We start from the raw sequence: 26,351 nt of genomic DNA on the forward strand, positions 1-26,351 counted from the left end.
CAAAACAGGGGCAAGAACCAGATGAATAAACCTGATCCTTTAAGCTTATTTAAAAAACAGATAGACAATCTAGCCGAAACAGTGGCGCCTATTGCAAACAAAAAAATTGCAGCACCTTGCTTCGACACGACACTATTCCACCGCCGAAGTGATTCCCTTGGTGGCTACATGCAACAGATCCGCGATAATTTTACCCAGTTAATCGCTTGTGTTGAGGCACAACGAAGCCAGCAAGTTAAATTTCTGGCCACACAAATCCTACAACAAATTGAAGCATTAACTCGTGAATTATCGACACAAACACTAAGAAAGCAAGAGAACCAGCTTACTCAACGAAAAAAAAGTGTCGATTTATACCAAAAGCTTGCCCAACATCAGGATTATGAGCGCCGCTTACAAGCCATGATCCAAGATAGAGAGCTTTCATTAACGCAAGCTCAGAGTTTTATGAAGCAACAAGAGTTACAAAAAGAGATTGCCGCTCTTGAAAATCGCCTTGCGCGCTGCAAAAATGCCTTGTTCTCTATTGAAAAGAGCATTGAGAAACAAGAAGATAAATTTTAAAGGGAGTGATAATGAGTTTAAAAGACGCACCAGAGTCTGTTCAATTGGCAGTCGATCTTATCTATTTACTTGAAAGCCACCATATTGATCCTAAAACAGCACTAGAAGCCCTCGAGATTGTGCGCCAAGATTATGAAAAAAAATTAGCGGCACAATCTACTCATTCATCCCTTTAATTAAGCAAAAGGCGTATTGGCTTCGGGTGTTGAGCCATCAAGAGGACGCTTTATCTCTTGTACTTCATCACCTTGTTTATTATGCAAATAGACATCAAGTTGGTTAAACGCAATATTGATATTATTTTCATTACACAGCTTATCAATAGCGCGGTTAACTTCATCTATTGCAATATTTCTGTCACCTAATGTTCTGACATAAAAACGCAAATCATGATTCAGGGTGCTTGCCCCAAATTCAGTAAATAGCACCACAGGTTCTGGTTCAGTCATCACTCTAGCATTCTCTTTAGCGGCCTTCATTAAGATCTCTTTGACCTTATCGAGGTCAGATCCATAAGCAACACCCACTTGAATAATAATACGTGTCACCGTATCAGATAATGTCCAGTTAATAAGCCGTTCAGTTACAAACGCTTTATTTGGAATAATCACTTCTTTGCGATCAAAGTCAGTCACTGTCGTTGCTCTAATACGAATTCGGCTAACCGTACCAGAATAAGTACCAATAGTAACCGTATCACCAATTCTGACGGGTCTTTCGAACAAAATAATTAAGCCAGACACAAAGTTTGCAAATATTTCTTGTAAACCGAACCCTAAACCAACCGTTAAAGCTGCGGCTAACCATTGCAGTTTTTCCCATGCTACACCTAATATTCCCAGTGATACGATGGTTCCGATAGCAATAATAATGTAGGTCAAAATGGTTGTGATCGCGTAAGAAGCACCTTGTTGCAATTTTATACGAGATAAAATTAATACCTCTAATAAACCTGGTAAATTTCGGGTCATAAACCAAGAAATTGCCATAATAGAAACAGACAATAATAGGTCGGCAACAGTAACCGCTTTAACGACATTACCAAGCTCTGTCGGCAAAGTGTAACTCCAGAGCGTTATTCCATCTAAATAGGTAAAGACCGTAATAAAATCAGACCAAATACCATAGAAACTAGACGCAAAGATGATAAATAAGATCATCGTTGTCAGTCTTAATGATTGTTGATTGATTTGATCCATATCCATTGGTGGTTCTTGAATAGGTTCAAGAGTGTTATCTTCGCCTTCTTTTTTCTCTTTAAGCATTGCTTGTCGACGCTCAAGTGCACGACGATAGGCAAGGCGTCGAGCCGCAACAGTTAAGCCGCGCAAACTGGCGTGATAAGCAATAAACCACAGCATGAGTAGATATAAGCTATCAATCCAACGATTTGCTAAACGCAATGCGGTGTAGTAATAACCAAAAATAACCAATCCCATTAAAATAAGGGGGGAAAACGTTAATAAGGTAATGACGACCGTTCTAACAACATGATTGCCCTTTTCTTGCCACATTTCACGGCAAAATGGCAACGCACATAAACTAATACCAAATAATGAAATAATCGCAACCAATTGCCCAATAACATCCCCCACCAACAGCAATGGATTATTAATGCCATAAGCTGAAAGCAGAATAATTGGCAACATTGGCAGTGATAATCGTAATAAACGTTTACGATTTTGCTGAACGCGTTCGAGAGGAATTTTAAAATGTTTTACTGCAACACCATTGTCAGACATTAAGCGATAAGACCATTCAAACATCAGCCAAAATACCGCAAATTGCCATGCAAAAGACCAAATAAATTCTTGCTGAACATTAAAGCTATTAATTAGCCAATACCCTATTGCTAATACAATACAAGAAAGGGGTAATGTTTTTATAAATACAATCCCTAATGCTAATGGCGTATGCAGTTGTGAGTCTTTATTAAGCTTATTAATATCCGCATTCAGTTTTTCAAATTGCATATCTAGCTTTTTACGTTGCCAAATAATCAACAAACTGAACGAAATAAGTGCAATAAGTACAGGAAGTGATTTCTTAGCCCCGATCAACAGATTTTCATTTGACCAGTTAAGTTTAAAACCTTGAAATTCGGCAACCGCTTGAGTCGGAAATACTGCAAACCAATTAAGGTTAATCGGCTTATTACTGCTTACCCAGAAAATTTGCTGAGCCAATGTGTTTTCGAGTGAACTTACCACACTGCGTAATTGTTGCTGATCCATTTGGAGATTAATCGAACCCGAAATTTGATTACCTAATTGGTTATTCAGTTTATCGAGCAGTTCTCTACGAGCATCAACTAATAGTTCCAAAGCATTGCGTAACTCTTTTTGCGCATTAGCATCAGCGGTTTCAGGATGTGTTGATTGATACTCTTTCATCAACTGATCAATATAAATATTAGGTTGAATGATTTGATCACGTTGCTTGTTTATTTCAAATTGTTCTAATCGCAGATCGGCAATTTTATCAGGCAGATTATTAATAAATATACCATCGGGTAAATCAACTTGCTCTTCAAACAGAATACGTGACAGTAATAAACTGCCTTTAAGCACATCAATTTGTTCTTTTAAATTACGTTCAGATTGAATAGCTCTATCTAAGCGATTCTTGACTAGTAAGCTATGGCGATTTAAATCATTATTATTTTGCGTGGTAACAATCAACTTATCGCTAAGCTGTTTATTGATTTCTGTTTGTGCCAAATAAAATGGATCATTATTAATGATCTGATTCTCAAGCCCTGTACTTTGAGCTTCTTTGGCAGTTTCCTCTGAGCTATCTAAGCGTTTATCATTGATAGCATCCTGAAGTAATTGAGCATGCTCTTGTGAAAGGTCGATATAAGCAGAACTATAATCTCGCTGTAGTTGCAATAAGCTTTGCAGTTGCACATTTGATTGGAGAGTTCGCTTTTGAAAATTATTTTGTTGTTGAAGATAATATTGTTCTAATTGCAACAGTTGCACTGCCGAAGTACGCATTTGTGCTTTATCAGCACTGCTTTTATTCAACAAGGTTCTTATTTGTTGCAGTCTTTCTGAATTGCTAAATAAAACAGATTGCGCCCTTTCAGGTTGTGTTTGTAATACAATAAGCTCATTACTGTAGTTGGCTAAATCATCTTGAGATTTTTGTAATGACTGTAATACCGTTTCAAGTTGAGATTCTAATGTTGCAAGCGGTAAAGCCTCTAATGATTTTTTATAATCGTCAGCTTCTTTATTAGCGACTTTTTGTTTTAATTGATCGAGTTGATATTGAGTACTACGCAATTTTTCTGGTAATTGATCGACTGTTTTATTGTAGCTTGTCGATTTTTTTTCTAATTGTTGAATATCATCAAGTAATAAAAGCGATTGCTCGAGATCAGCAATAGTTAATTTATCTTCTGCACTTAACTCACTGCGCTTATTTAATAAATTAAGCTGGTTTTGAATGCTTTCTTGAGTCGGTAAATTACTCGATACCGCGGCTAAAACAGCGGTAATGGAAAGGCTCCAAAGAATAAAGACAATAATCGAGGCTGTAATAACCGTCTTTATTTGACTATTAAATTGAGAAAAAAGAGTTTTTGTACACATGGTTAAGCAACTTGTTCAATTAATATTGAAAAACTGTCTCTTAGTATAATCCAATTGCTTTAAATTGGCAGTGTAAACAGAACAAGTTGCTTGGGATGTTTCTCGCCTGAGAAAACGAAATAGTGATCAGAAAGTCAGGATTTTATCGGCATCTAGTGTCCACTGCGCTAAATCAACTAAAGTTCCTAATTCTGCACCATCAACAAGTGGTAAATCACTGATACCACGGGTGTCTGTACAGGTTTTACATAACTTAACAGGCACATTTTGCGCTGTTAAAATTTCCAGCATTTGCTGTAAGTTGTAGCCTTCTTTAGGTTGTTGACGAGCTAAAGCCCCAGTCACAGCATCAGACATTAAAAAAATATTTAATTGAGTTTCTGGATGCTGTTCTTTTAATGTAATCGATAAACGCAGTGCGTTAAATAATGATTCATTGCCATAAGCTGCACCATTAGCAATAACTAACACCTTACTCATGAATGTCTTCCTTTTGTTTAAAAATAAATTAAGAGGTCGCAGATATTCTCATATTTGCACTGTGCTTTATCATATCAATAAAGCTATCAACCAAATATTGACTTTCATCTTTGATAGAAAAACTTTCTGGTGAAAATAACCAATTTTCGGCAAGACCTGTCATCATGGCTCTTAACATAATGGCGGCTCTTCTTAAATTAAGGTCCGTAGGAAGCTGTTTTTTTTCAATACAACGAGATAAAGACTGTTCTATTCTAGAGTGATCCGCTGCACACAATTCTCTGCGAATTTCAACAATTGGTGTCATTTCACCGACAAATTCGCATTTATGGAAATATATTTCTAAAAGTGCATTATGTTTGGGATCTTCGACAATTGATGTCAATATGTAAATAAGCAATTCTCTTAATACAAATAGTGGATCATCTGGGTATTTTGATTGATACTCTATTTCTAAAGATTCTATTTTTAAGTCGGTGAGTTCGCACGCTTCAGTAAATAAATCCACTTTATTTTTAAAGTGCCAATATATTGCGCCACGGGTAACACCTGCCGCGGCTGCAATATCTGAAAGTGATGTGGCAGAAACGCCTTGCACAGTAAACAGCCTAAGTGCAGCATCAATAATCTGCTGTTTTGTTTCTTGTGCCTGCCGTTTAGTTTTTCGTGCCATTAATCCTCGATTTTGACTGAAGTTAATTTACATACATTCATGTATGTTTGTACTATACATCGCAATCAATCATCAACTTAATTATTTTTATCCCGGGAAACAACGTTTGAATAGAGGTTTTCTTATGCGAAAAAACAGAGGGGTTTTGCCTCTGGCTCTGTTAGTGCTATCAGGCAGCTTGGTTCTTGCTGGATGTGACGACAAAGCTAAACAGTCTGCTGGAGGTCCACCTCCTGCACCCGCTGTAGGTGTTGTGACGTTAGGAGCGCAAGCTCTGACAATCACTACTGATTTACCAGGTCGTACATCAGCCTTCCGTATTGCTGAGGTTCGCCCTCAAGTTAGCGGCATTATTTTAAAGCGTAACTATACAGAAGGTAGCTATGTAGAAGCAGGTACATCACTGTATCAAATCGACCCAGCTCTTTTTGAAGCAACGTTAAATAGTGCGCAAGCTGAATTATCAAAAGCGAAAGCAAATGCTGAAATTGCTCGCCTCACTGTAGAGCGTTATAAACCGCTACTAGGTACAAATTACGTCAGTAAACAAGATTTTGATGCCGCAACATCACAATATGCACAAGCGGCTGCCGCAGTTAAAGCAGCAGAAGCAGCAGTGACAAGCGCAAAAATCAATCTTGAATACACCAAAGTAACATCACCAATTTCAGGTCGTTCAGGCAAATCAACCGTAACTGAAGGCGCTTTAGTCGCCCAAGGTCAACAAGTTGCACTGACAACAATTCAGCAAATCGATCCGATTTATGTCGATGTGACACAATCGAGCGAAGATTATCTGAAATTAAAAAATGAAATTGAAAGCGGCATTATTCGTCAAGAACAAGGTAAACCTGTTGTTCATTTAACACTGACGAATGGGCAAGCTTACGCACAGAAAGGGCATTTAGAATTTTCTGATGTGACTGTTGATGAAACAACAGGCTCAATTACAATGCGCGCTATCGTACCTAACCCGAATGGGGAATTACTACCAGGTATGTTTGTTCGTACTAAGTTAGAGAATGGTATTCGTCAAAATGCAGTTTTGATCCCACAACAAGCCGTTATTCGTACAGCGCGTGGTGAAGCGACAACAATGGTTGTAAATAAAGACAATGTTGTTGAAGTTCGTACCATTGAAGTGTCACAAGCTGTTGGTAATAAATGGCTCGTTAATAGTGGTGTTCAGGCTGGTGAGCGCGTTATCGTTTCTGGATTGCAAAAAGCAAAACCAAAAATGACAGTAACGGCTCAAGAAGAGAATTTAGATGCGAAGCCATCACCTGAACAAACTGAGCCAGCTAAGAATCCTCAATAAGGAGTCGGTGATCCATGCCTAAGTTTTTTATAGATAGACCGATATTTGCGTGGGTAATTGCGATAATTACCATGCTCGCAGGTCTTCTGGCACTCATCAAACTGCCTGTTGCCCAGTATCCAACGATTGCACCGCCAGCGATTTCTATCTCTGCGGTTTATCCTGGTGCTGACGCCACCACTGTGCAGAATACTGTTACCCAAGTTATCGAACAGAATATGAATGGTATCGATAACATGGTGTATATGTCTGCGACCAGTGACTCAGCTGGTATGATGAATATCACTCTGACCTTTGAAGCAGGTACTGATCCTGATATCGCGCAAGTACAGGTGCAGAATAAACTGCAACTTGCCATGCCGTTATTACCTCAGGAAGTGCAACAACAAGGGATTAGTGTTGATAAATCCTCAAGTTCATTCTTGATGGTTGCGGGTTTCATCTCAAATGACGGCTCAATGTCACAAGATGATATCGCAGACTATGTGGGTGCAACGATTAAAGACCCATTAAGCCGTGTAACCGGCGTGGGTGAAACCCAGTTATTTGGTACTCAATACGCGATGCGTATTTGGTTAGACCCAGATAAACTGGTGAAATACAACATGACCACACTTGATGTTATCGGTGCGATTAGAGCACAGAATAACCAAGTGGCCGCAGGTCAATTAGGGGGTACACCTCCCGTTCCTGGCCAGCGTTTAAACGTATCTATTATTGCTCAAACTCGACTCAATACCGCAGAGCAATTTGGCGATATCCTGATGAAGGTTAACACCGACGGTTCACAGGTTAAGCTAAAAGATCTTGGTATAGTTGAAATGGGTGCTGAAAGCTACAGCACTATTGCTCGCTTTAATGGCCTACCCGCTTCTGGTATTGGTATTAAATTAGCAACAGGTGCTAACGCATTAGATACAGCAACCGCGGTACGTGCAGCATTGGCTGAAATGGAGCCATTCTTCCCTGCGGGATTAGAAGTTGTTTATCCTTACGATACAACGCCATTCGTTAAGATCTCTATTTTCGAAGTGGTAAAAACGCTGATTGAAGCAATTATGCTGGTATTCGTAGTAATGTATCTGTTCTTACAGAACTTCCGTGCTACGTTAATCCCAACAATTGCAGTACCCGTTGTATTGTTAGGAACCTTCGCCATACTTTCGGCGTTTGGTTATTCGATAAATACCTTAACGATGTTCGCGATGGTACTTGCCATCGGGCTTCTGGTGGATGATGCCATCGTTGTGGTAGAAAACGTCGAACGTGTTATGCAAGAAGAAGGCTTATCGCCTAAAGAAGCAACACGTAAATCCATGGGACAAATCCAAAGTGCGCTGGTCGGTATCGCCCTAGTACTTTCTGCGGTATTTATTCCAATGGCATTCTTTGGTGGTTCAACAGGTGCAATCTATCGCCAGTTCTCTATCACCATCGTATCAGCAATGGTTCTGTCTGTTTTCGTTGCGTTGATTTTAACACCAGCACTTTGTGCAACGATGTTAAAACCTGTACCGAAAGGCAGTCACGGTGTGCAAACAGGTTTCTTTGGTTGGTTTAACCGTACCTTTGAAAAGAGTAGCCACCACTATACTGACAGTGTATCCCGCACTCTTCGTGGTACAGGTCGTTACTTACTAATTTACGTTTTATTAGTCGCAGGTATGGCGTTAATGTTTATTCGCTTACCAGCATCGTTCTTACCTGAAGAAGACCAAGGTGTATTACTGACAATGGTTCAGTTGCCTGCGGGTTCAACACAAGAACAAACACAAGACGTACTAGAAAGAGTAAACGACTACTTCAATACTGATGAGAAAGAACTCGTTAAATCGGTCTTTACCGTAAGTGGCTTCGGCTTCGGTGGTCAAGGCCAAAATATGGGTCTGGTCTTCGTTGTATTGAATGATTGGGATGAACGAAAAGCAGATGAAGACAAAGTTCCCGCAATTGTAGGACGTGCCAATAAGGCATTATCCCAAATTAAGGAAGCCTTTGTTTACTCATTTAACATTCCAGCGATTGTTGAGTTAGGCTCTGCGGGTGGTTTCGAATTCGAGTTAGTGGATAAAGCTAACCTCGGTCACGAAAAACTCATGGAAGCTCGAAATCAATTACTAGGAATGGCAGCGCAACAGCCTCAAATGTTAACGGGTGTGCGTCCTAATGGTCAGGAAGATACTTCACAGTATCGTCTGTATATCGACCTAGAAAAAGCACAAGCTCAAGGTGTTGCAATCAGTGATATCTATTCAACATTAGGTACGATGTTTGGTGGTAGCTATGTAAACGACTTTATCGACCGTGGTCGTGTTAAGAAAGTTTACGTTCAAGCTGAATCACAATACCGTATGTTGCCACAAGATATCGGTAATCTTTATGTTCGTAACAATGTCGGTCAGATGGTTCCATTCTCATCGTTCATTGACACAAGTAAAGATCCTTGGTTATACGGCTCTCCTCGTTTAGAGCGTTATAACGGTTTACCAGCAGTTCAAATTCAAGGTAGTGCAACACCAGGCCAAAGTAGTGGTGATGCAATGCTTATGATGGAAGATCTCGCAAGTAAACTACCAAGCGGTATCGGTTATGAATGGACAGGAATGTCATATCAAGAACGTTTATCTGGTAACCAAGCGCCTGCGCTGTATACCATTTCCTTGATAGTTGTATTCCTTTGTCTTGCTGCTCTTTATGAGAGCTGGTCAGTACCATTCTCCGTTATGTTAGTCGTTCCACTGGGTGTTATTGGTGCTCTTGCATTAACATCAATAAGAGGCCTTGAAAACGACGTTTACTTTAAGGTTGGGCTCTTAACAACCATTGGGTTATCGGCGAAAAACGCAATCTTGATTGTTGAATTCGCCAAAGACTTGATGGAGAAAGAAGGTAAAGGACTCATAGAAGCAACGTTAGACTCTGTTAGAATGCGTCTACGTCCAATTCTAATGACTTCACTTGCCTTTATGTTAGGGGTTATTCCTCTAGTATTAAGTAACGGTGCAGGTTCTGGTGCTCAGAACTCAGTAGGTACAGGTGTATTCGGTGGTATGATTGCCGCAACCTCTCTTGCTATCTACTTTGTTCCTATTTTCTTCGTCGTGATCCGTAGACGATTTGCGAAGAAAAATGAAGATTTAGAGCATCCAAATCATTCACACTAATTTGAATGAATTTGAGTAGTAATGCCAAAAAGGTCGCGAAAGCGACCTTTTTCTTTATCTATTGATGCAATATCTATTGATACACTGTTTTAAATGAAAACTTATCTCATTATATTATTTTTAGAAAATATCTCTTTAATCAATAAATTCATTTTATTTTTTTTCTTATATATGACTTTTTGTCAAAATTAAGCAGTTCTGTTATTTATAAATAACAACGATAATTATGCCTCATTTACACGCTTAAACATTTAAAATATAATAAAAACAAATAAAATCACCAAGTTAAGAGAAATGCTCTTTAATCGGGGTTTCTTGATTTTTACGAAAATAGACAAAATTCTGTTGTTCAGATAGTGACTTATGCAATAATAGTGCTATATTAAGCAAAGAAATACTTATTGTATAAGTTTTAAACTCATTCGTGTGCAATTGAGTGTTTAGTGTTGTCTTTCGATATGCTATTACTTTGTTAGAAATAATAAATATAATTATTAAACTCTTTTAGCATACGAGTAAATATAAACACTCATTTTCAAGTTTATGTTTTTTATTAATCCATTAATGAATTATGTGATGTATCCCGTTAATAAGTTCAACTTTAAGTATTTATCATTATTAATGAATATTTTCTATTAATTCAATTACGATATGTTATGGACGAATATTCACCAGAAAAAGTAGATTTAGCCGAATTGTCGTTTTTGTGCGAAGAGCTATTACAGCAAGCTTTAGGCTCATTAGATAAAGGAAGCACAATTTGGCACAACGATCTGAGTAGCACAAAAAGCGTTGACCTTAATGTTCTAATTGAACACATTATGGACTTTAGTTGGAAATTTAAGATTAAACACCCAGATAAACATGTAATTAATACGCTTATAGAAGAGTACCTTGAAGAGACTTATCGTTTATTTGGTAATACATCAATTTCTTACTCAGATATCAATAATTGGAAAGAGTTAAACCAGTCACTTTTAGCTCTCATTGCCAAAAACCCAAAAAGTTATATTAAGTAATTTTAATTATCTATAGTTTTATTTTAATAATAGAGAAAAGACAACATGACTAAGACAGACTATCTAATGCGTTTAAGAAAATGTACTTCAATCGAAACATTAGAACGTGTGATTGAAAAAAACAAATATGAACTCTCTGATGATGAACTGGAGCTGTTTTATTCAGCAGCAGACCACCGTTTAGCAGAACTCACAATGAATAAGCTATATGATAAAATTCCAGCGTCTGTTTGGAAATTTGTAAGATAATCTAATTCTATTTAATTGCCTTAGTTTTATTTTTGCTATTTTTATTTTTTATAGTAGTAGGGTTATTAGTTCTTAATTTAGATATCGTTTTATTCACGTTTTCTTATCAGTAGAATGATTACACACCATCATGCCGTTGACTTATTACGGCATGACTGCACTGCTTTACTCAAATATTCCTTTCATTTATAAATACGACCGTAAATTTTCCAATAATAAATTGATACATTAAGCATACTATTTTCTATTCAATAATATTGACTCTTAAACCCAAAGAAAACAGCGCTCAAAAAACACGTATGGAGAGTAAAAATATAAGGGGAAATAACAATCTTAGAAGATAATAATTATGAAAGATTAGATATTATGAAAGGCTAAAAATTGGGTGGGGCCTTGCCAGCGACATCCCGGCACACACGACACCTGCCATGGCTGCTTCCTTCCGGACCTGACCGAGTTAACAAGTTAGCGTTGCGGGAGAACCAACAAGACCCCATAGATTGTCTTATTGCTAAGACGTCACGCATTATGTTTTAAACTGATCCAAATAGCAAGGAAAGTGAGCCTAAGTGATGATTAATTACCCAAATCTACACTCGCTGATTATTCAATTGCCTTTAACGCTCTTTTTGCCTCCCATAAATTCATCAGAGAGTATTCAATAAGTGGGTAAACCATAATCTCATCAACTCTGTTTATTTATCATTAAATTGCTATCTAAGATAAAAAGGGAGATTATTTTTTATCTTCTTAGGATTGTATATAATCAACTTTATAAAAAATAACCAGATCTAATGATACAGGTACACTATGAGTCAAGCATTGAAAGATCTCATCAATTTGATGGCACTTGAAAAAATAGAAGAAGGTCTATTTAGAGGTCAAAGCGAAGATCTAGGATTACCTCAAGTTTTTGGTGGGCAAGTTGTAGGACAAGCACTATACGCTGCAAAACAGACTATTGCAGATAACCGCTATATCAACTCATTTCATAGCTACTTTTTACGTCCTGGTGATAGCCATAAGCCTATTGTTTATGATGTGGAATTTATCCGTGATGGCGGTTCATTTAGTACTCGTAGAGTCAGCGCTATTCAGCATGGCAAACCTATTTTTTATATGACCGTTTCTTTTCAAGAATTTGAAGAAGGTTTTGAACATCAAGATATAATGCCTGATGTTCCTTTTCCAAATGAACTTATCTCACAACATGAGATTTTAAAGAAATTAGCACCCAAATTACCCGAGCCGATTAAATCTTTAGCACTACGAGAAACACCTTTTGAAGCGCGTCCAGTGCAATATTTTAGCCCTTTTGGCTACTCTAAAGCGCCTGCTGAACGCTATGTTTGGTATCGTAGTCGTGGTGAAATGCCATCAGATCCTTTCTTGCATCAATACTTGCTTGGTTATGTTTCTGATTTTGATTTTTTACCAACCGCTCTCCAACCTTATGGCTTAGGTTTTATGGATACAAGTCTGCAGGTCGCTACGATTGACCATTCTATGTGGTTTCATCGCCCATTCCGTGTAGATGATTGGTTACTTTATGTAATTGAAAGCCCTTCAGCATCAGGCGGTAGAGGATTTGTGAGAGGTAAATTCTTTAATACAAATGGTCAACTAGTAGCGTCTTCTGTTCAAGAAGGGGTTATTCGCCAAAAACGTACTAAACATTCAAAATAATATCTTGGCATATTCCCCCCTCAAACGAGGGGGAATAGACAATTATTGTTGATAAGCTCTTTCACCATGAGTTGTTAAATCTAATCCATCATGCTCTTCCTCTTCTGAAACACGTAAACCCACCAGCTTATCAGCGATTTTAAAACTTATATAAGCGACAACACCAGACCAAATCACGGTGATCACAACACTCATTAATTGAATTAAAACTTGTTTACTGAGTGTCATACCATCGCTATATCCCACTCCACCTAAGAATGAAGCCGTAAACACCCCGGTTAATAAGCAACCTGCAATACCACAAGTACCGTGGATACCGAAAACATCACAAACATCATCCGCTTTTAGCCAGCGCTTTAAAACAACAACGCCCCAAAGCCCGATAATGCCCCCCATTACACCGATAAATAAAGCCCCCATCACTCCGACCGTGCCAGCAGCAGGTGTAATCGCCACTAATCCAGCAATACAACCAGAACAACTCCCTAGCATGGAAGGTTTTCCTCTGGTGATCCATTCTGATGCCGTCCAAGAAAGTACAGCGCCTGCGGTTGCAATTACTGTATTTAGAAATGCTAAAGCCGCAATCGCATTTGCACTACCAGCAGAGCCTGCATTAAAACCAAACCAACCAATATAGAGTACCGCGGTGCCTGTGAAGACCATTGGTAAATTATGAGGTTTAAGCGCTGTATGCTGACTATCACGTCGCTTACCAAGTAAGTAAGCACCAACAAGAGCCGCAATAGCCGCATTAATATGCACGACAGTTCCCCCTGCAAAATCTAATGCACCATCATCGATTAACCAACCACCTTCTCCCCATACCATATGCGCAATAGGGATATAAGAAAACGTAAACCAAATAACCGTGAAAATAAGCAGTGCGGAAAAACGGACTCGCTCACCTAATGCACCAACAATCAATGCAACAGTGATAACAGCAAAAGATCCTTGAAAAGCAATATGTACATACTGATTAATTGAACCAGAGAGTGAATCTAGTGATACGTTATTCAAAAAAGTAAGTGACCACCCACCCCAAATTTTATTACCTGCGGTAAATGCCAGACTGTAGCCAAATATAACCCAAAGAATAACTACAACACTGAAGATCATCATCACTTGCGTGATCAAAGAAAGTACGTTTTTCCCTCTTAATAAGCCGCCATAGAACAGAGCAATACCAGGTATAGTCATAAAAAAGACCAAAGCAGTACATATCAACATAAAACCATTATCAGCTTTATCAACAATCACTGTTTCAGTCGCAAATACAGATGAAGAAAAGTGTGTAAGCACTAACATTAATAACAAAGAAAGTAAGCGTTTCATCGAATATCTCCTTTAAAGTGCTTCATCACCAGACTCGCCAGTACGAATACGGACTGCCTGCAATAATTCCAAAACAAAAATTTTTCCATCTCCTACCTTCCCTGTATCAGTCGCTTGCATAATCACTTGCATAACTGACTCAAGTTGCTCATCGCAAATAGCGAGTTCTATTTTTACTTTGGGGAGAAAATTAACTTCGTATTCTGCGCCTCTATAAAGCTCTGCATGCCCTTTTTGTCGTCCATAACCTTTTACTTCACTGATTGTCATTCCCTTTATACCTAACTCAGAAAGCGACTCTCTTACCTCTTCTAATTTAAATGGCTTAATAATGGCGATGATATATTTCATATAAACCTCGTCGATATTTGAAAGAACCAAGCAAATATAGAAAAGCAAAAGGCATGCCATTATTTAATCAATTGATATTTAAATAGAAATTTAATTATTGAAATAGTTAAAATGAAAAAACTCACCGAGTTGGTGCAAAAATACGGCTGCTATTTTGATAAAAGCGAGATAATGAGGAAATAAAAAAAGACACATACATAAAGATGATGTGCCCTCTAAAATTATATTTTTTATTTAAGGTTATTATTCTACTTCAACAGGTTCTTGTTCTTGTAAAGACTCTCTGACTTGCTGTAATTGATACATATTATAATATCGACCTTTTTGTGAAAGTAACTTAGCATGATCACCCTGTTCAACAATTGCACCACGATGAAGCACCACAATCTCATTGGCTTCAATAATAGTGGAAAGTCGATGAGCAATAACAATCAGTGTTGTTTTTTCCCTAACTACTTTTAACGCCTTCTGTATGGCTTGTTCTGTTCCTGAATCAATATTTGCTGTTGCCTCGTCCAAAATAAGAATACGAGGAGGTATTAATAATACACGCGCCAATGCAAGTAATTGTTTTTGTCCAGCGGATAAGCGGCTACCTTGCTCACCGAGTTCTGTTTGTAGTCCTTCAGGTAAGGCTTTAGCCCATTGATCAAGTTGAACTGTTTCTAATACCTGCCATAAATGTGACTCATCACATTCACGCCCTAACGTAATGTTGTCATGCAGTGAACCTGATAATAAAACGGGATCTTGCTGCACCATTGCAATACCACTGCGTAATGCAGTATGAGAATAGTCCTCTAAAGGTTGCCCATCTAAATGGATATTTCCTTTTTGCCAAGGGTAATTTCCCATTAATAAACTTGCTAGAGTGCTTTTGCCACTCCCTGTATGCCCAACGAATGCGACAAAATGACGAGCAGGAATAGTTAAATTGATATCTTTTAATACCCATTGCTCATCACGATACGCAAACCAAAGAGAGTTAACATCGATATTACCTTGAGTGATGGAATGTGATGATGAACCGTAGTGCTGTAAAGGCGCATCCATCAGTTCAAAAACACGCTCACCAGAGACTACCGCCTGTTGCAAAATCGATTGCTGAGATGTCAATGTGATCAAGGGTTCATTTAATCGACCTAAATAACTAATAAACGCATAAATAACCCCAACACCAATAACTGCACTGCCCTGATACCCAAACAACATTAATAAGCCACACAGAACCAACGCAGAGAGCATACTTAATAAAGGACGTAATAACAGACCATCCAGTTTTAACGCTTTCATACGTGCTTGGTAATGTTGCCAACTGTCATCTGACATTCTTTCACCAAATCGAGCTTGCTGCCTAAATTGCTGAATAACTGACATGCCATTGATAACTTCGTGGAAACCATCATTTATATTGGCTAAAAAGTGGCGCACATTGCGAACTATTGGCGTGCTTAGTCGCTGATAAAGCATCATCACACCTATCACCGCAGGAAATATCATCATTGCAACAAGCGCCATTTGCCATTCTAATAAAAACATAGCTATCAGCATTACAACCACTAAAGCAATTGCTCGGAATAATGTCGGCAAAACGTTCACGAACAAATCTTTAATCGTCTCTGTATCATTTGTTACACGAGAAATTAACTGCCCCACAGGCTGATTATCAAAAGCACTTAATGGCTGTTTTAGAGCCGCACTCATTACATCAGTACGTAATTGTTGTACAACCCCAACAGCGGCATGATTAAACACAATGGCCTGATAATAGTGAAGTGTAGCGGCGATCACCTGCAAAAGAATAAAAGCCAATGCTAGACCTAATGATGACATTAATTCCACATTATTCGTGGCAACTTTTGCATCAATAAAATAGCCAACAATTAATGGCCCCCCCACTTCTGCAACGGCGGCTATCCACAACATAATGACACCCCATGCCATTGATTTTCGGTAGGTTTTACCATAAGTCAAAAGACGCTTTAATGTAGGCAATAGCGCTTTAACGGATTTATTTTTATTCATCGTCATCCAGCGCGGCCTCTAATTGCTGATAATGGTACATATCTTGATACCAACCTGGTATTGAAATTAATTGCTGATGTGTACCTTGCTCTATAATCTCACCTTGTTTTAAGACTAAGATATTCGTAGCACCAACTAATGCAGATAAGCGATGAGCGCTGATAATTAATGTTCTATCTTTTCGCCATTGTGACAAATTTTGTAGGATTTGATATTCAGTTTGTCCATCAACAGCAGATAATGCGTCATCTAATAATAAAATTTCGGCATCCAATAATAGTGCTCGGGCAATAGAAATACGCTGTTTTTGTCCACCAGATAACATCACACCTTTTTCACCTACCTGTGTTTGATACCCTTCAGGTAAGCGTAAAATATCCTCGTGAATATTTGCCAATTTCGCAACAGACTCTATTTCTTCTTTTGTCGCATCAGGACGACCTAAGGCAATATTTCCCGCGATGGTGTCTGAAAATAAGAAGGGGGTTTGATTAACAACAGCCAATCGTGCTCGCCATTCATCTAGTTTCAATTGATAAATAGGAACTGATTGAAAACAAATTTCACCTTCAGTGACATCGTAAAGTCGTTGAATGGCACTAAGTAATGTACTTTTACCACTTCCTGTCACACCACAAATACCTAGCATTTCACCCGGTGATAATGTGAAATGAATGTTTTTCAGTGTTTGTGTCGTTTGTTCGGGATATTGGAAACGTTTGATATTAACAGATAAGACTCCTCGACCTTGCTTTGGTGATAATTCACCATCAACCATATCGAGTTTTTCATCCAATAAACTATTAATTCGACTATAAGCAGCGCTGCCACGCTCAACAATATTGAACATCCATGCTAAAGCCAGCATTGGCCAGATCATTTGCCCCAAATACATCACAAAGCTGGTTAATTCACCCAATGTCATTCTGCCATTAATAACAAAATAGCTGCCACCAGCAACAGCGAGTAAATTAGCAAAACCAATAGCCATAAAAATAGTAGGATCAAATAGCGCATCAATTCTTGCAACGCGCATATTTTGTCGTCCAGTTTCTTTTGCCACATCATCAAAACGGGAGGCATGCTGTTGCTCTAGTCCGAATGATTTGATCATACGAATACTACTCAAGCTTTCTTGTGCTTGATTATTAAGTGAAGAGAAAAGTGCCTGTGCGGTTTTAAAGCGACTATGTAATTTATCGCCATATCGCTTAATCAAAATTGCCATGATTGGCATAGGTAATAATGAAATCAGCGTCAGTTCCCAACTTAACTGAATACTCATCATGACAAGCACAGCAAGCCCCATAACCATAGAGTCCACTAAGGTCAGTACACCTTCACCCGCAGCAAAAACCACTTTATCAACATCATTGGTGGTACGTGCAATTAAATCGCCTGTGCGATAACGATGATAAAATGAAGAAGATTGTTGATTAAGTTGTTGATAAATTTGCATCCGAAGTTTTATTGCTAATTGATAAGATGCACCAAATAACCAAAGACGCCAAAAATAACGTAAAAGATAAACCGCGAGGGCAATTAATACCATCACGCCAATCCAGTTGATCACTTGGCTAAACGTCAGACTATGGTTATCGACACCATCCACAATGATCCCAACAATCTTTGGAGGGATCACCTGTAATACTGCGATAACCATCAATAAGAAAATGGCACCTACATAACGACGCCATTCACTGAGAAAATACCAACTGAGCTGTGAAAATAGAGCCACGCCTTAAATCCTAAGGTTATACAAAAAATAAAAGTGCCAGTTGGTAAAGATGAACCTTATTCAGGTATCGGCATTGCCGTTGTGTATTTAATTTTTTCCATTGCGAAGTTAGAAGTCACATCAATAAGACCCGGTACGCCATTAACCATACGCTTATAAAATAGGTCGTAACTTTTCATGTCTACTACTTCAACATGCATTAGATAATCACACTCACCCGCCATTCGATAGAATGTCAGTACTTCTGGCATTTGCTTAACAAATGAAACAAACTGTTCGTACCATTCGCTATTATGTTGCTGTGTTCTAATCATAACAATAACTGTTAGACCTAGCCCGATTTTTTCACTATCAAGCAGCGCAACGCGCTTACGAATATACCCTTCATCCTCTAGTCTTTTCAATCGTTTCCAGCAAGGTGTTGAGGTTAGGTTAACAGCCTCAGCCAAAGTATTCAGTGAGAGGCTTGAATCTTCCTGTAACAGCGCTAATAGTTTACGGTCAATCTTATCTAACATAGATACTCCTTCAAAATATGCCCCTACAAAAAATAATGATAACCTGCCCCTTACTATAAGAGTAATCATCTAATGATAAATCGGTAATAAATTGCCATAATATATGTACTTTTATGCGTACTAATCCTTATAGAAATTCAATATTCAGGAGTATTCTGATGAAAAAAACGGTCGTTGTCTTTAGTGGTGGACAAGATTCGACAACCTGCCTTATTCAAGCGTTGGAAGAGTACGATGAAGTACATTGCATTACATTTAATTATGGGCAACGCCATAAAGAAGAAATTGAGGTAGCACAAAAAGTTAGTCAATTACTAGGTGCAACCGCTCATAAAGTTTTAGATGTAAGTTTACTCAACGAACTCGCCATCAGTAGCTTAACTCGAGACAATATTCCTGTTCCTGATTTCAAAGAAAGTGAAGAAAGTGATATTCCTAGTACCTTCGTACCAGGTAGAAATATCCTTTTCCTCACTTTGGCTGCAATTTACGCTTATCAAATTGGTGCAGAGAGTGTCATCACTGGTGTTTGTGAGACAGATTTTTCTGGTTACCCTGATTGTCGTGATGAATTTGTAAAAGCTCTGAATCATGCTGTCAGCTTAGGTATTGCTCGTGATATTCAATTTATCACGCCATTAATGTGGCTAGATAAAGCCGAAACGTGGGCTCTCGCTGATTACTATAAAAAGTTAGATTTCGTTCGTCATGAAACTTTAACTTGCTATAACGGTATTCAGGGGGATGGCTGTGGTGAATGCGCAGCTTGTCATTTAAGACAACGCGGATTAAACACCTACTTAGCCGATAAAACACCAATTATGCAGACAATGAAACAGAAAGTGGGTCTTAAATAATCATTGGAATTACCTTATTAATTATCACTGCTGCCTGCCATTCTATTCACTTATGCAGTGATAATTCATCAAACATTATCACTGCATTAAATTATCTTAGATTAGCCTGAAAGCATTTAATAAGAGCTCTCTAATACTCTCTTTGTGTATTAGGAAGATTGGCGTACATATTCAAGCTTCTCTCTTAACTGTTCTGTTAATGTCAGTGCTTTTTTGGTATTGATATCAACAAGAACAAAAGTAATTAATGCATCAGAGATAAGCGCACCGTCTTTTTTTCTCACAATCTTTTGAGAAAGTACGCCACTTTTAATTCCCACTTCAGCAACATCACAATCAATAAGCAGCTCATCACCTAAACTTGCAGGTAAGCGATAATTGATATTGATATTAGCAACCACTAATGCCAAGCCATTGCGCTTAAACCAATCAAAATCTAAATGTTGCTCAATCCAATCCCATCGAGCTTGTTCTAAAAACTCAAGGTAACGCGCATTATTCACATGTTCAAAAACATCTAAATGAAAGCCATAAACTTTAATTAACGTACTCATATCAATTGATTACCTCTTGATTATTCTAATAAACTTTTTATAAAGTTTTTTTGCGATACCATAAATATAGCCAAGAAAATAAATTTAGTAATTTCTGATATAGGTTTATCTTGTTTTCTTTTAACAAAGAAAACGCTAAGAAAACGTGTTTCTCTTATCAAAATAAAAATCAAAGAGAAACACGGAGATTTTCAATCAGTATTCACGTTTCTGCTATCACTTATACTCAACATCGTATAAGAATGAATACCTTAATTAATAACGATAAAATCACGATTTTGATCAACTAACTTCATACCAATTCCAAAAACTTTTTCAAGTTCATCAATAGAGGTAAAACGCCCTAACTGTTCGCGGTAATCAATAATGGCTTGCGCTTTCGCTTTTCCGATCCCTTTTAATCCCATTAGTTCATCTACTGTTGCTGTATTTAAATTAACTTTACCTTCTGCACTGGCTTTGTTTTCTTTAGCATCACGAGCAACAGATGAGTGAGTTTCAATAGAAACTGTTGGTGTTGAAGCAGGTGTTTCTTCTGCATAAGAGAAAGGAGAAAGCCCTAATCCCAAGGCAAGACAGATAGAAGCCATAAAACCTGACAACATTTTTTTATCCATTTTCATAATCATAATTTCCTTTTATTCAATAATTTTAAATTCAATAGCAAACAGAGATTTCTGAATGCAGAAAAAGAATGCCAATATACTGATAAATCATCAATTGTATAAAAAGAGAACTACGAGAAGGCAGGAAAAATAAAAATGAATAAAAGAAACATTACAAGAAATTGTCGGGCTTGCTCTCAAATATGAATTTTTCGAAAAGCGAAGCATTTGCTTCAATGATCAAGAATAGTAACCATAAAAAAACCCAGCTTTATGCTGGGTTTTCAATGCAATAACTCAAATTCGATTATTGATAATCTTTATCAAAAATTTCAATTTTAGCGTTATCTTTTAGGTCACGTAATATGAGTTGTAACGCTTCTTCGCCCATCTGAGCACGATAGAGATTAGTCATAAACTCTAACTGTTCAGATGTTGGTTTGCCGTCTGTTACGCTATCTAATTGAATAAGGACAACTTTAGTACCTGGTACATTAGTCATACCATACTCTTTTTTGCCTTCAGCTGGCTTTGGCATAGAGAAAATCGCGGTTTGTACTACATCTGTTGCAGATGAGTGAACAATGCTTTCTTCACTACCAAACGAAATGTTAGCAGCTTTCAGTGCTTCTTCGCCTTTACCTTCTTTTAATGCAGCTAAAAGTTTTTGGGCTTCTGCATTCATTGCTTGCGATGCTTTTTGCTGTTTAACCAGCATAACAACTTGATCACGTACTTTGTCTAATGGTTGGGTTGCTGAAGGCTTGTAACCTTCTACACGCACGATAAATGCACTGTCATTACCTAACGTCACCATGTCTGAATTCATGCCTGTTGGGCCATTTTCATCCACTAATGAACCACCAAAAATTAACTGGGTGAGTTTTTCATTATTTAATGGTGCAGGAACCGTATTTTCATCAAACCAATCAGTATTAACCACGGTCACGTTGCCTGCATTTGCAGCAGGAGCTAATGTGTCGTTGTCATTAGATGCAGCTTGGCTCACTTTTTGTTGTAATGCGAAGAAATCATCAATTGCTTTGTTTTCACGCATTTTTGCCAGTAAATCTGTTTTCACTTCATCAAATGGTTTTACAACAGATTGTTTGACATCATCAAGGCGGAAAATTGCGTAGCCATTGCTGATTTTAACAGGTTCAGAGATTTGACCTTTTTCTGTCAAACTTGCATTAGCAAGCTCTGGTAACTCTTGTCCAATAGTTATCCAACCTAAAGAACCATTTTGTTTCTTAGAGAAACTATCAATAGATTTTTCTTTCACTAACGAAACAAAATCAGCACCTTTTTTCAGCTCATCTTCTGCCGCTTTAGCTGCGGCTTCATCAGCTAAGACTAAGATGCTGTACTGTTTCTGTCCTGCTGCCGTGAACTCATCAATATTACTATCGTAGTAAGCCTTTGCTTCTTCATCAGTAATGTTGATCTTATTAAAATCTTTTTGAGCATTTAATTGGATATAGCTAATTTTAAATTGCTCTGGCGCGATGAACATTTGGTTATTTTGCTCATAAAACGCTTTCACTTCTTCATCAGATGCCGTTTCTTTTTCAAGGAATGGCTGAATGTCTAATGATGCTAAACGTACATTACGGCTTTGTAGCATTAATCCCGCAAATTCTTTAACTTCGCTATCTAAGGCAAAATCCGTACCTTGGATAGAAAATTTTAATTGCTGATTAATAAGGTTTTGACGAATACCTTCTGCAAAAGCATCTGCATCAATATTATTGCCTTTCAATAAATCGACATATTTTTTATTGTCAAATTTGCCGTCAGTTTGAAAGTAAGGAAGTGCAAAAATAGCATCTCTAATTTGCTGATCACCGGCTGAAATACCCAGATTTTGTGCAAATTGATCAAGTAATGCTTGGTTGATCAGTAAATCAAGCGCTTGTTGGCGAATAAGTTTCTGACCTTCTTCTGATGAAGCAAGAGCAGCAAAATTTTCACCCATATCTTGTTGTAATTGAGCACGACGTTGCTGATAAGTTTGCTCTAATTGAGAACGGCTAATTTTATATCCGTTAACTTCAGCTGCATCATTAACGCCTGAACTAAAGAGATATCCGCCCACACCAGTTAGGACGAAGGAGAGGATGATCACAGCTAATAATATCTTTATAAATGGATTATTAGCAGTGGAACGAATGTTGTCCATCATAACGAGACGAGGCTCCGTTTGGTGAAATAAAAATTATTTTTTATGGGTGTTACACGACTATTTTGAGCACAGCGAAAAGATAATATGCCCATGCTGGCTTAATATCAAAATGTCACGACACGCGACAATCATTAAAAACAGCCAGTCCCGTATTAATGCGCAGTCTTAACACGCACTTTCTATAACTAAGAAAAAACTAAACAGCATTATTTGATTCATTGATTACGATAACCATTTAACTCACCACTGAATCATTCATTGTTGTCTATTTCAGTTATAGAACAACGCGTCATTCTATCAAATGACTACTTCAGTTTCACGTCTTATCGCCAGAGAATACAAGGTTTAATCGTGATTTATAACCTAAAAAAGAAAAGCGCATCTCAAAAAGATGCGCTTCATTTTTTAATTGAGTCGTTTTCTGTTTACCCATAACGTTAAGCTAATAACAAATTGGCAGAAAATAAGTTCAACTATTATTGATTAACTGCGTCTTTTAAGCCTTTACCTGCACGGAATGCAGGAACTTTTGCAGCTTCAATTTGAATTTCTTTACCTGTTTGTGGGTTACGGCCTGTACGAGCTGCACGATCACGTACAGTGAAAGTACCGAAACCTACTAATGCTACATCATCACCTTTTTGTAAAGATTCAGTGATAGAAGCAACCAGAGCATCTACAACACGACCTGCTGCCGCTTTTGAGATATCTGCATTTGCAGCAATTTTGTCGATCAGTTGAGTTTTATTCACGCTTTCATCCCCATAATTTTATGCGTTATTTTTCACCATTAATGGCAAATTTTGCAAACGTCGTTATATCAAGCCTTTTTAGATATAGCAAGACCGATAAAACAGCATTTTTAATTAAAATCCCCATTAAATTAGCGACACAAAAAAAGGCTGGCAAGCTTTTATTACTTATCCAGCCTTTTTTTTAGCTATTATTTATGACTAATATCACTCTTTAGTGTGATTTATCAGTCACAACTTCCATGCCAAACGGCGAGTTTTGCAGGGCTAGCGATAAAACTTCCTCAATTGTTTTCACCGGGTGAATATCCAGGTCAGCAACAATATTTTCAGGAATTTCTTCTAAATCACGTTTATTTTCATCAGGGATAAGAACTGTCTTAATTCCACCACGATGTGCAGCAAGTAACTTTTCTTTCAGTCCGCCAATTGGCAAGACATGTCCGCGTAACGTAATTTCGCCCGTCATTGCAACATCAGAACGCACAGGATTACCTGTTAGGCTTGATACCAATGCAGTGCACATTGCGATACCTGCACTTGGACCATCTTTTGGTGTTGCGCCTTCAGGAACGTGTACGTGAATATCACGTTTTTCATAGAAATCGCTATTAATACCAAGTTTATCCGCACGAGCACGAACTACCGTCATTGCCGCTTGAATAGACTCTTGCATTACTTCACCTAAAGAGCCGGTGAATGTCAGCTTGCCCTTACCTGGTACACTTGCTGTTTCAATAGTCAGTAAATCACCACCAACTTCTGTCCATGCAAGTCCTGTTACCATCCCTACTCGGTTTTCTGTGTCAGCACGACCGTAATCAACTTTACGAACACCTAAGTAGTCTTTGAGATTATCTTCGTTAATCTCAATATGTTTGATTGTGCTATCCATTAGCAGTTGTTTTACTGCTTTACGGCATAATTTAGAAATTTCACGCTCTAAACTACGTACACCCGCTTCACGCGTGTAATAACGAATAATGCCCATAATTGCGCTGTCATGGATTGTCAGCTCACTTGGTTTTAACGCATTACGTTCAATCTGTTTTGGTAACAAATGTTGCTTAGCAATATTCAGTTTTTCGTCTTCGGTATAACCTGATAAACGAATAACTTCCATACGATCTAACAACGGTGCCGGTATATTCATGGAGTTAGATGTCGCCACGAACATCACATCAGACAGATCGTAATCAACTTCCAGATAATGGTCGTTAAATGCGATGTTTTGTTCTGGATCTAACACCTCTAACAGTGCAGAAGCCGGATCGCCTCGCATGTCTGATGACATTTTATCAATTTCATCTAACAGGAAAAGAGGGTTTTTAACGCCAACTTTCGCCATTTTCTGAATTAATTTGCCTGGCATAGAACCGATGTAAGTACGACGGTGACCACGGATTTCAGCTTCATCACGCACACCACCTAACGCCATACGAACATATTTACGGCCAGTTGCTTTAGCAATAGATTGACCCAGCGAGGTTTTACCCACACCTGGAGGCCCTACTAAACACAGGATTGGCCCTTTAATTTTGCTAACACGAGACTGTACCGCGAGATATTCAAGGATACGCTCTTTAACACGTTCTAAACCGTAATGGTCAGTATCAAGAACTTCTTGTGCTTTCACTAAGTCTTTTTTAACTTTGCTACGGCTATTCCAAGGAACTTGAACCATCCAATCAATATAGCTACGCACAACCGTGGCTTCTGCTGACATTGGCGACATCATTTTTAATTTCTGAAGTTCCGCTTCTGTCTTTTCTTTTGCCTCTTTTGGCATTTTAGCAGCGTCGATTTTACGTTTCAGCGATTCCATTTCATCAGGTGCATCATCCATCTCACCTAATTCTTTTTGAATAGCTTTCATTTGTTCATTGAGATAATACTCACGCTGACTCTTTTCCATCTGCTTTTTAACGCGGTTACGAATGCGTTTTTCAACTTGTAGCAGATCGATTTCTGATTCCATCATTGCCATTAAATATTCAAGGCGTTCTGTGACATCAGACATTTCAAGTACAGCTTGCTTATCTTTTAATTTCAGCGGCATATGAGAAGCAATTGTGTCTGCTAATTTCGCTGATTCTTCGATAGCATGTAATGAGGTCAATACCTCTGGCGGAATTTTTTTATTCAGCTTGATATAACCTTCAAACTGATTAATCGTTGTACGATTTAAGACTTCCTGTTCGCGCTCATCAACGGCTGGCGTTTCAAGGTATTCTGCTTTCGCCTGAAAGTATTCACCATTGTCAGATAACGTCGTAATTTTGGCACGACGAATACCTTCAACAAGCACTTTCACTGTTCCATCAGGCAGTTTTAGCATCTGTAAAACAGACGCAACTGTACCAACAGAAAAAAGATCATTAACACCTGGTTCGTCAGTAGATGCATCTTTCTGCGCAACCAGCATAATTTGTTTGTTGTCGTTCATCGCAGCTTCTAAGCAATGAATAGATTTTTCACGACCAACGAACAACGGGATCACCATATGCGGATATACAACGACATCACGTAATGGCAATACAGGTATTTCAATACGTTCTGGACGCTCAGGATTCATAGAGCTCTCTCTTCGTTTTTAGCTTAACGCTTTTACAGGTAATTTTATTCGCATGTCACCAAATAAAATTAATTCCACGGATTGTCAAAATATATAAGGGCACT

21 protein-coding genes and 1 other RNA gene are annotated in these 26,351 nt (G+C 38.1%); 8 read left to right on the forward strand and 14 right to left on the reverse strand.

Features of this window, described 5'->3' with window-relative positions; all coding sequences use genetic code 11:
* Positions 1–21 precede the first annotated feature (21 nt).
* A complete protein-coding gene (gene priC / locus JEP36_RS04530; protein WP_109371671.1) occupies positions 22–564 on the forward strand; it encodes a primosomal replication protein PriC in 543 nt (180 codons plus the stop codon).
* 11 nt (positions 565–575) lie between these two features.
* Positions 576–740, forward strand: coding sequence for a pleiotropic regulatory protein RsmS (rsmS, locus tag JEP36_RS04535; protein ID WP_198619369.1), 165 nt, complete (start codon positions 576–578; stop codon positions 738–740).
* Here the strand turns inward: rsmS and mscK are convergent, their stop codons facing one another.
* The 3 genes from mscK to acrR form a co-directional block, all read right to left on the reverse strand.
* Positions 741–4,163, reverse strand: coding sequence for a mechanosensitive channel MscK (gene mscK, locus JEP36_RS04540; RefSeq protein WP_198629913.1), 3,423 nt, complete (start codon positions 4,161–4,163; stop codon positions 741–743). It abuts the gene before it with no gap.
* 126 nt (positions 4,164–4,289) lie between these two features.
* Complete coding sequence (locus JEP36_RS04545) at positions 4,290–4,643, reverse strand: DsrE/DsrF/TusD sulfur relay family protein (protein WP_072069368.1); 354 nt, start codon at positions 4,641–4,643, stop codon at positions 4,290–4,292.
* 28 nt (positions 4,644–4,671) lie between these two features.
* Positions 4,672–5,316: a multidrug efflux transporter transcriptional repressor AcrR gene (gene acrR / locus JEP36_RS04550; protein WP_109371675.1), complete on the reverse strand. Its 645-nt coding sequence runs from the start codon at positions 5,314–5,316 to the stop codon at positions 4,672–4,674.
* 124 nt (positions 5,317–5,440) lie between these two features.
* On the opposite strand from acrR, the gene JEP36_RS04555 reads away from it, so the two are divergent.
* From JEP36_RS04555 to JEP36_RS04570, 4 genes are all read left to right on the forward strand, one after another.
* Positions 5,441–6,634 carry an efflux RND transporter periplasmic adaptor subunit gene (locus tag JEP36_RS04555; protein ID WP_109371677.1) on the forward strand — a complete coding sequence of 398 codons (1,194 nt, stop codon included), beginning with the start codon at positions 5,441–5,443 and terminating at the stop codon, positions 6,632–6,634.
* A 14-nt stretch (positions 6,635–6,648) separates the two neighbouring features.
* The gene (locus JEP36_RS04560; protein WP_198619366.1) at positions 6,649–9,798 is read left to right on the forward strand and encodes an efflux RND transporter permease subunit; all 3,150 of its coding nucleotides are present in this window, start codon (positions 6,649–6,651) and stop codon (positions 9,796–9,798) included.
* Positions 9,799–10,454: 656 nt separating this feature from the next.
* Positions 10,455–10,817, forward strand: a complete 363-nt coding sequence (gene tomB / locus JEP36_RS04565) for an Hha toxicity modulator TomB (RefSeq protein WP_198619365.1) — start codon at positions 10,455–10,457, stop codon at positions 10,815–10,817.
* A gap of 45 nt (positions 10,818–10,862) precedes the next feature.
* Positions 10,863–11,066, forward strand: coding sequence for an HHA domain-containing protein (locus JEP36_RS04570; protein ID WP_006535062.1), 204 nt, complete (start codon positions 10,863–10,865; stop codon positions 11,064–11,066).
* Positions 11,067–11,457: 391 nt separating this feature from the next.
* Here the strand turns inward: JEP36_RS04570 and ffs are convergent.
* An RNA gene (gene ffs / locus JEP36_RS04575) (signal recognition particle sRNA small type) lies at positions 11,458–11,554 on the reverse strand.
* A gap of 322 nt (positions 11,555–11,876) precedes the next feature.
* Here ffs and tesB point away from each other — a divergent pair.
* Entirely contained in the window at positions 11,877–12,752 is an 876-nt protein-coding gene (tesB, locus tag JEP36_RS04580; RefSeq protein WP_100159258.1) for an acyl-CoA thioesterase II, read from the forward strand.
* A gap of 42 nt (positions 12,753–12,794) precedes the next feature.
* On the opposite strand, the gene amtB is transcribed toward tesB, so the two are convergent.
* The 5 genes from amtB to JEP36_RS04605 form a co-directional block, all read right to left on the reverse strand.
* Positions 12,795–14,087: an ammonium transporter AmtB gene (gene amtB, locus JEP36_RS04585; protein WP_198619364.1), complete on the reverse strand. Its 1,293-nt coding sequence runs from the start codon at positions 14,085–14,087 to the stop codon at positions 12,795–12,797.
* Between the two features lie 12 nt (positions 14,088–14,099).
* Positions 14,100–14,438 (reverse strand): P-II family nitrogen regulator, encoded by a 339-nt coding sequence (gene glnK / locus JEP36_RS04590; RefSeq protein WP_198626021.1) that lies wholly within the window; start codon positions 14,436–14,438, stop codon positions 14,100–14,102.
* A gap of 243 nt (positions 14,439–14,681) precedes the next feature.
* Positions 14,682–16,469: a SmdB family multidrug efflux ABC transporter permease/ATP-binding protein gene (locus JEP36_RS04595; protein ID WP_269812699.1), complete on the reverse strand. Its 1,788-nt coding sequence runs from the start codon at positions 16,467–16,469 to the stop codon at positions 14,682–14,684.
* Complete coding sequence (locus JEP36_RS04600) at positions 16,456–18,201, reverse strand: SmdA family multidrug ABC transporter permease/ATP-binding protein (RefSeq protein ID WP_198629914.1); 1,746 nt, start codon at positions 18,199–18,201, stop codon at positions 16,456–16,458. The genes JEP36_RS04595 and JEP36_RS04600 overlap by 14 nt, the downstream gene beginning before the upstream one ends.
* A 56-nt stretch (positions 18,202–18,257) precedes the next feature.
* Positions 18,258–18,719 (reverse strand): Lrp/AsnC family transcriptional regulator, encoded by a 462-nt coding sequence (locus tag JEP36_RS04605; RefSeq protein WP_036911686.1) that lies wholly within the window; start codon positions 18,717–18,719, stop codon positions 18,258–18,260.
* 158 nt (positions 18,720–18,877) lie between these two features.
* Here JEP36_RS04605 and queC point away from each other — a divergent pair, with 158 nt between their 5' ends.
* Complete coding sequence (queC, locus tag JEP36_RS04610) at positions 18,878–19,576, forward strand: 7-cyano-7-deazaguanine synthase QueC (protein WP_198619360.1); 699 nt, start codon at positions 18,878–18,880, stop codon at positions 19,574–19,576.
* 149 nt (positions 19,577–19,725) lie between these two features.
* On the opposite strand, the gene JEP36_RS04615 is transcribed toward queC, so the two are convergent.
* The 5 genes from JEP36_RS04615 to lon form a co-directional block, all read right to left on the reverse strand.
* Complete coding sequence (locus tag JEP36_RS04615) at positions 19,726–20,130, reverse strand: acyl-CoA thioesterase (RefSeq protein WP_099074223.1); 405 nt, start codon at positions 20,128–20,130, stop codon at positions 19,726–19,728.
* Between the two features lie 251 nt (positions 20,131–20,381).
* Complete coding sequence (locus JEP36_RS04620) at positions 20,382–20,753, reverse strand: ComEA family DNA-binding protein (RefSeq protein ID WP_232805415.1); 372 nt, start codon at positions 20,751–20,753, stop codon at positions 20,382–20,384.
* A gap of 289 nt (positions 20,754–21,042) precedes the next feature.
* Positions 21,043–22,920 carry a peptidylprolyl isomerase gene (gene ppiD, locus JEP36_RS04625; protein ID WP_198619359.1) on the reverse strand — a complete coding sequence of 626 codons (1,878 nt, stop codon included), beginning with the start codon at positions 22,918–22,920 and terminating at the stop codon, positions 21,043–21,045.
* A gap of 476 nt (positions 22,921–23,396) precedes the next feature.
* A complete protein-coding gene (hupB, locus tag JEP36_RS04630) occupies positions 23,397–23,672 on the reverse strand; it encodes a nucleoid-associated protein HU-beta (RefSeq protein ID WP_036911695.1) in 276 nt (91 codons plus the stop codon).
* Between the two features lie 214 nt (positions 23,673–23,886).
* Positions 23,887–26,247, reverse strand: coding sequence for an endopeptidase La (gene lon, locus JEP36_RS04635; protein ID WP_198619358.1), 2,361 nt, complete (start codon positions 26,245–26,247; stop codon positions 23,887–23,889).
* Positions 26,248–26,351 lie beyond the last annotated feature (104 nt).

It is taken from the genome of Proteus sp. PR00208, assembly GCF_016238545.1.
In the GTDB taxonomy this organism is placed as follows: domain Bacteria; phylum Pseudomonadota; class Gammaproteobacteria; order Enterobacterales; family Enterobacteriaceae; genus Proteus.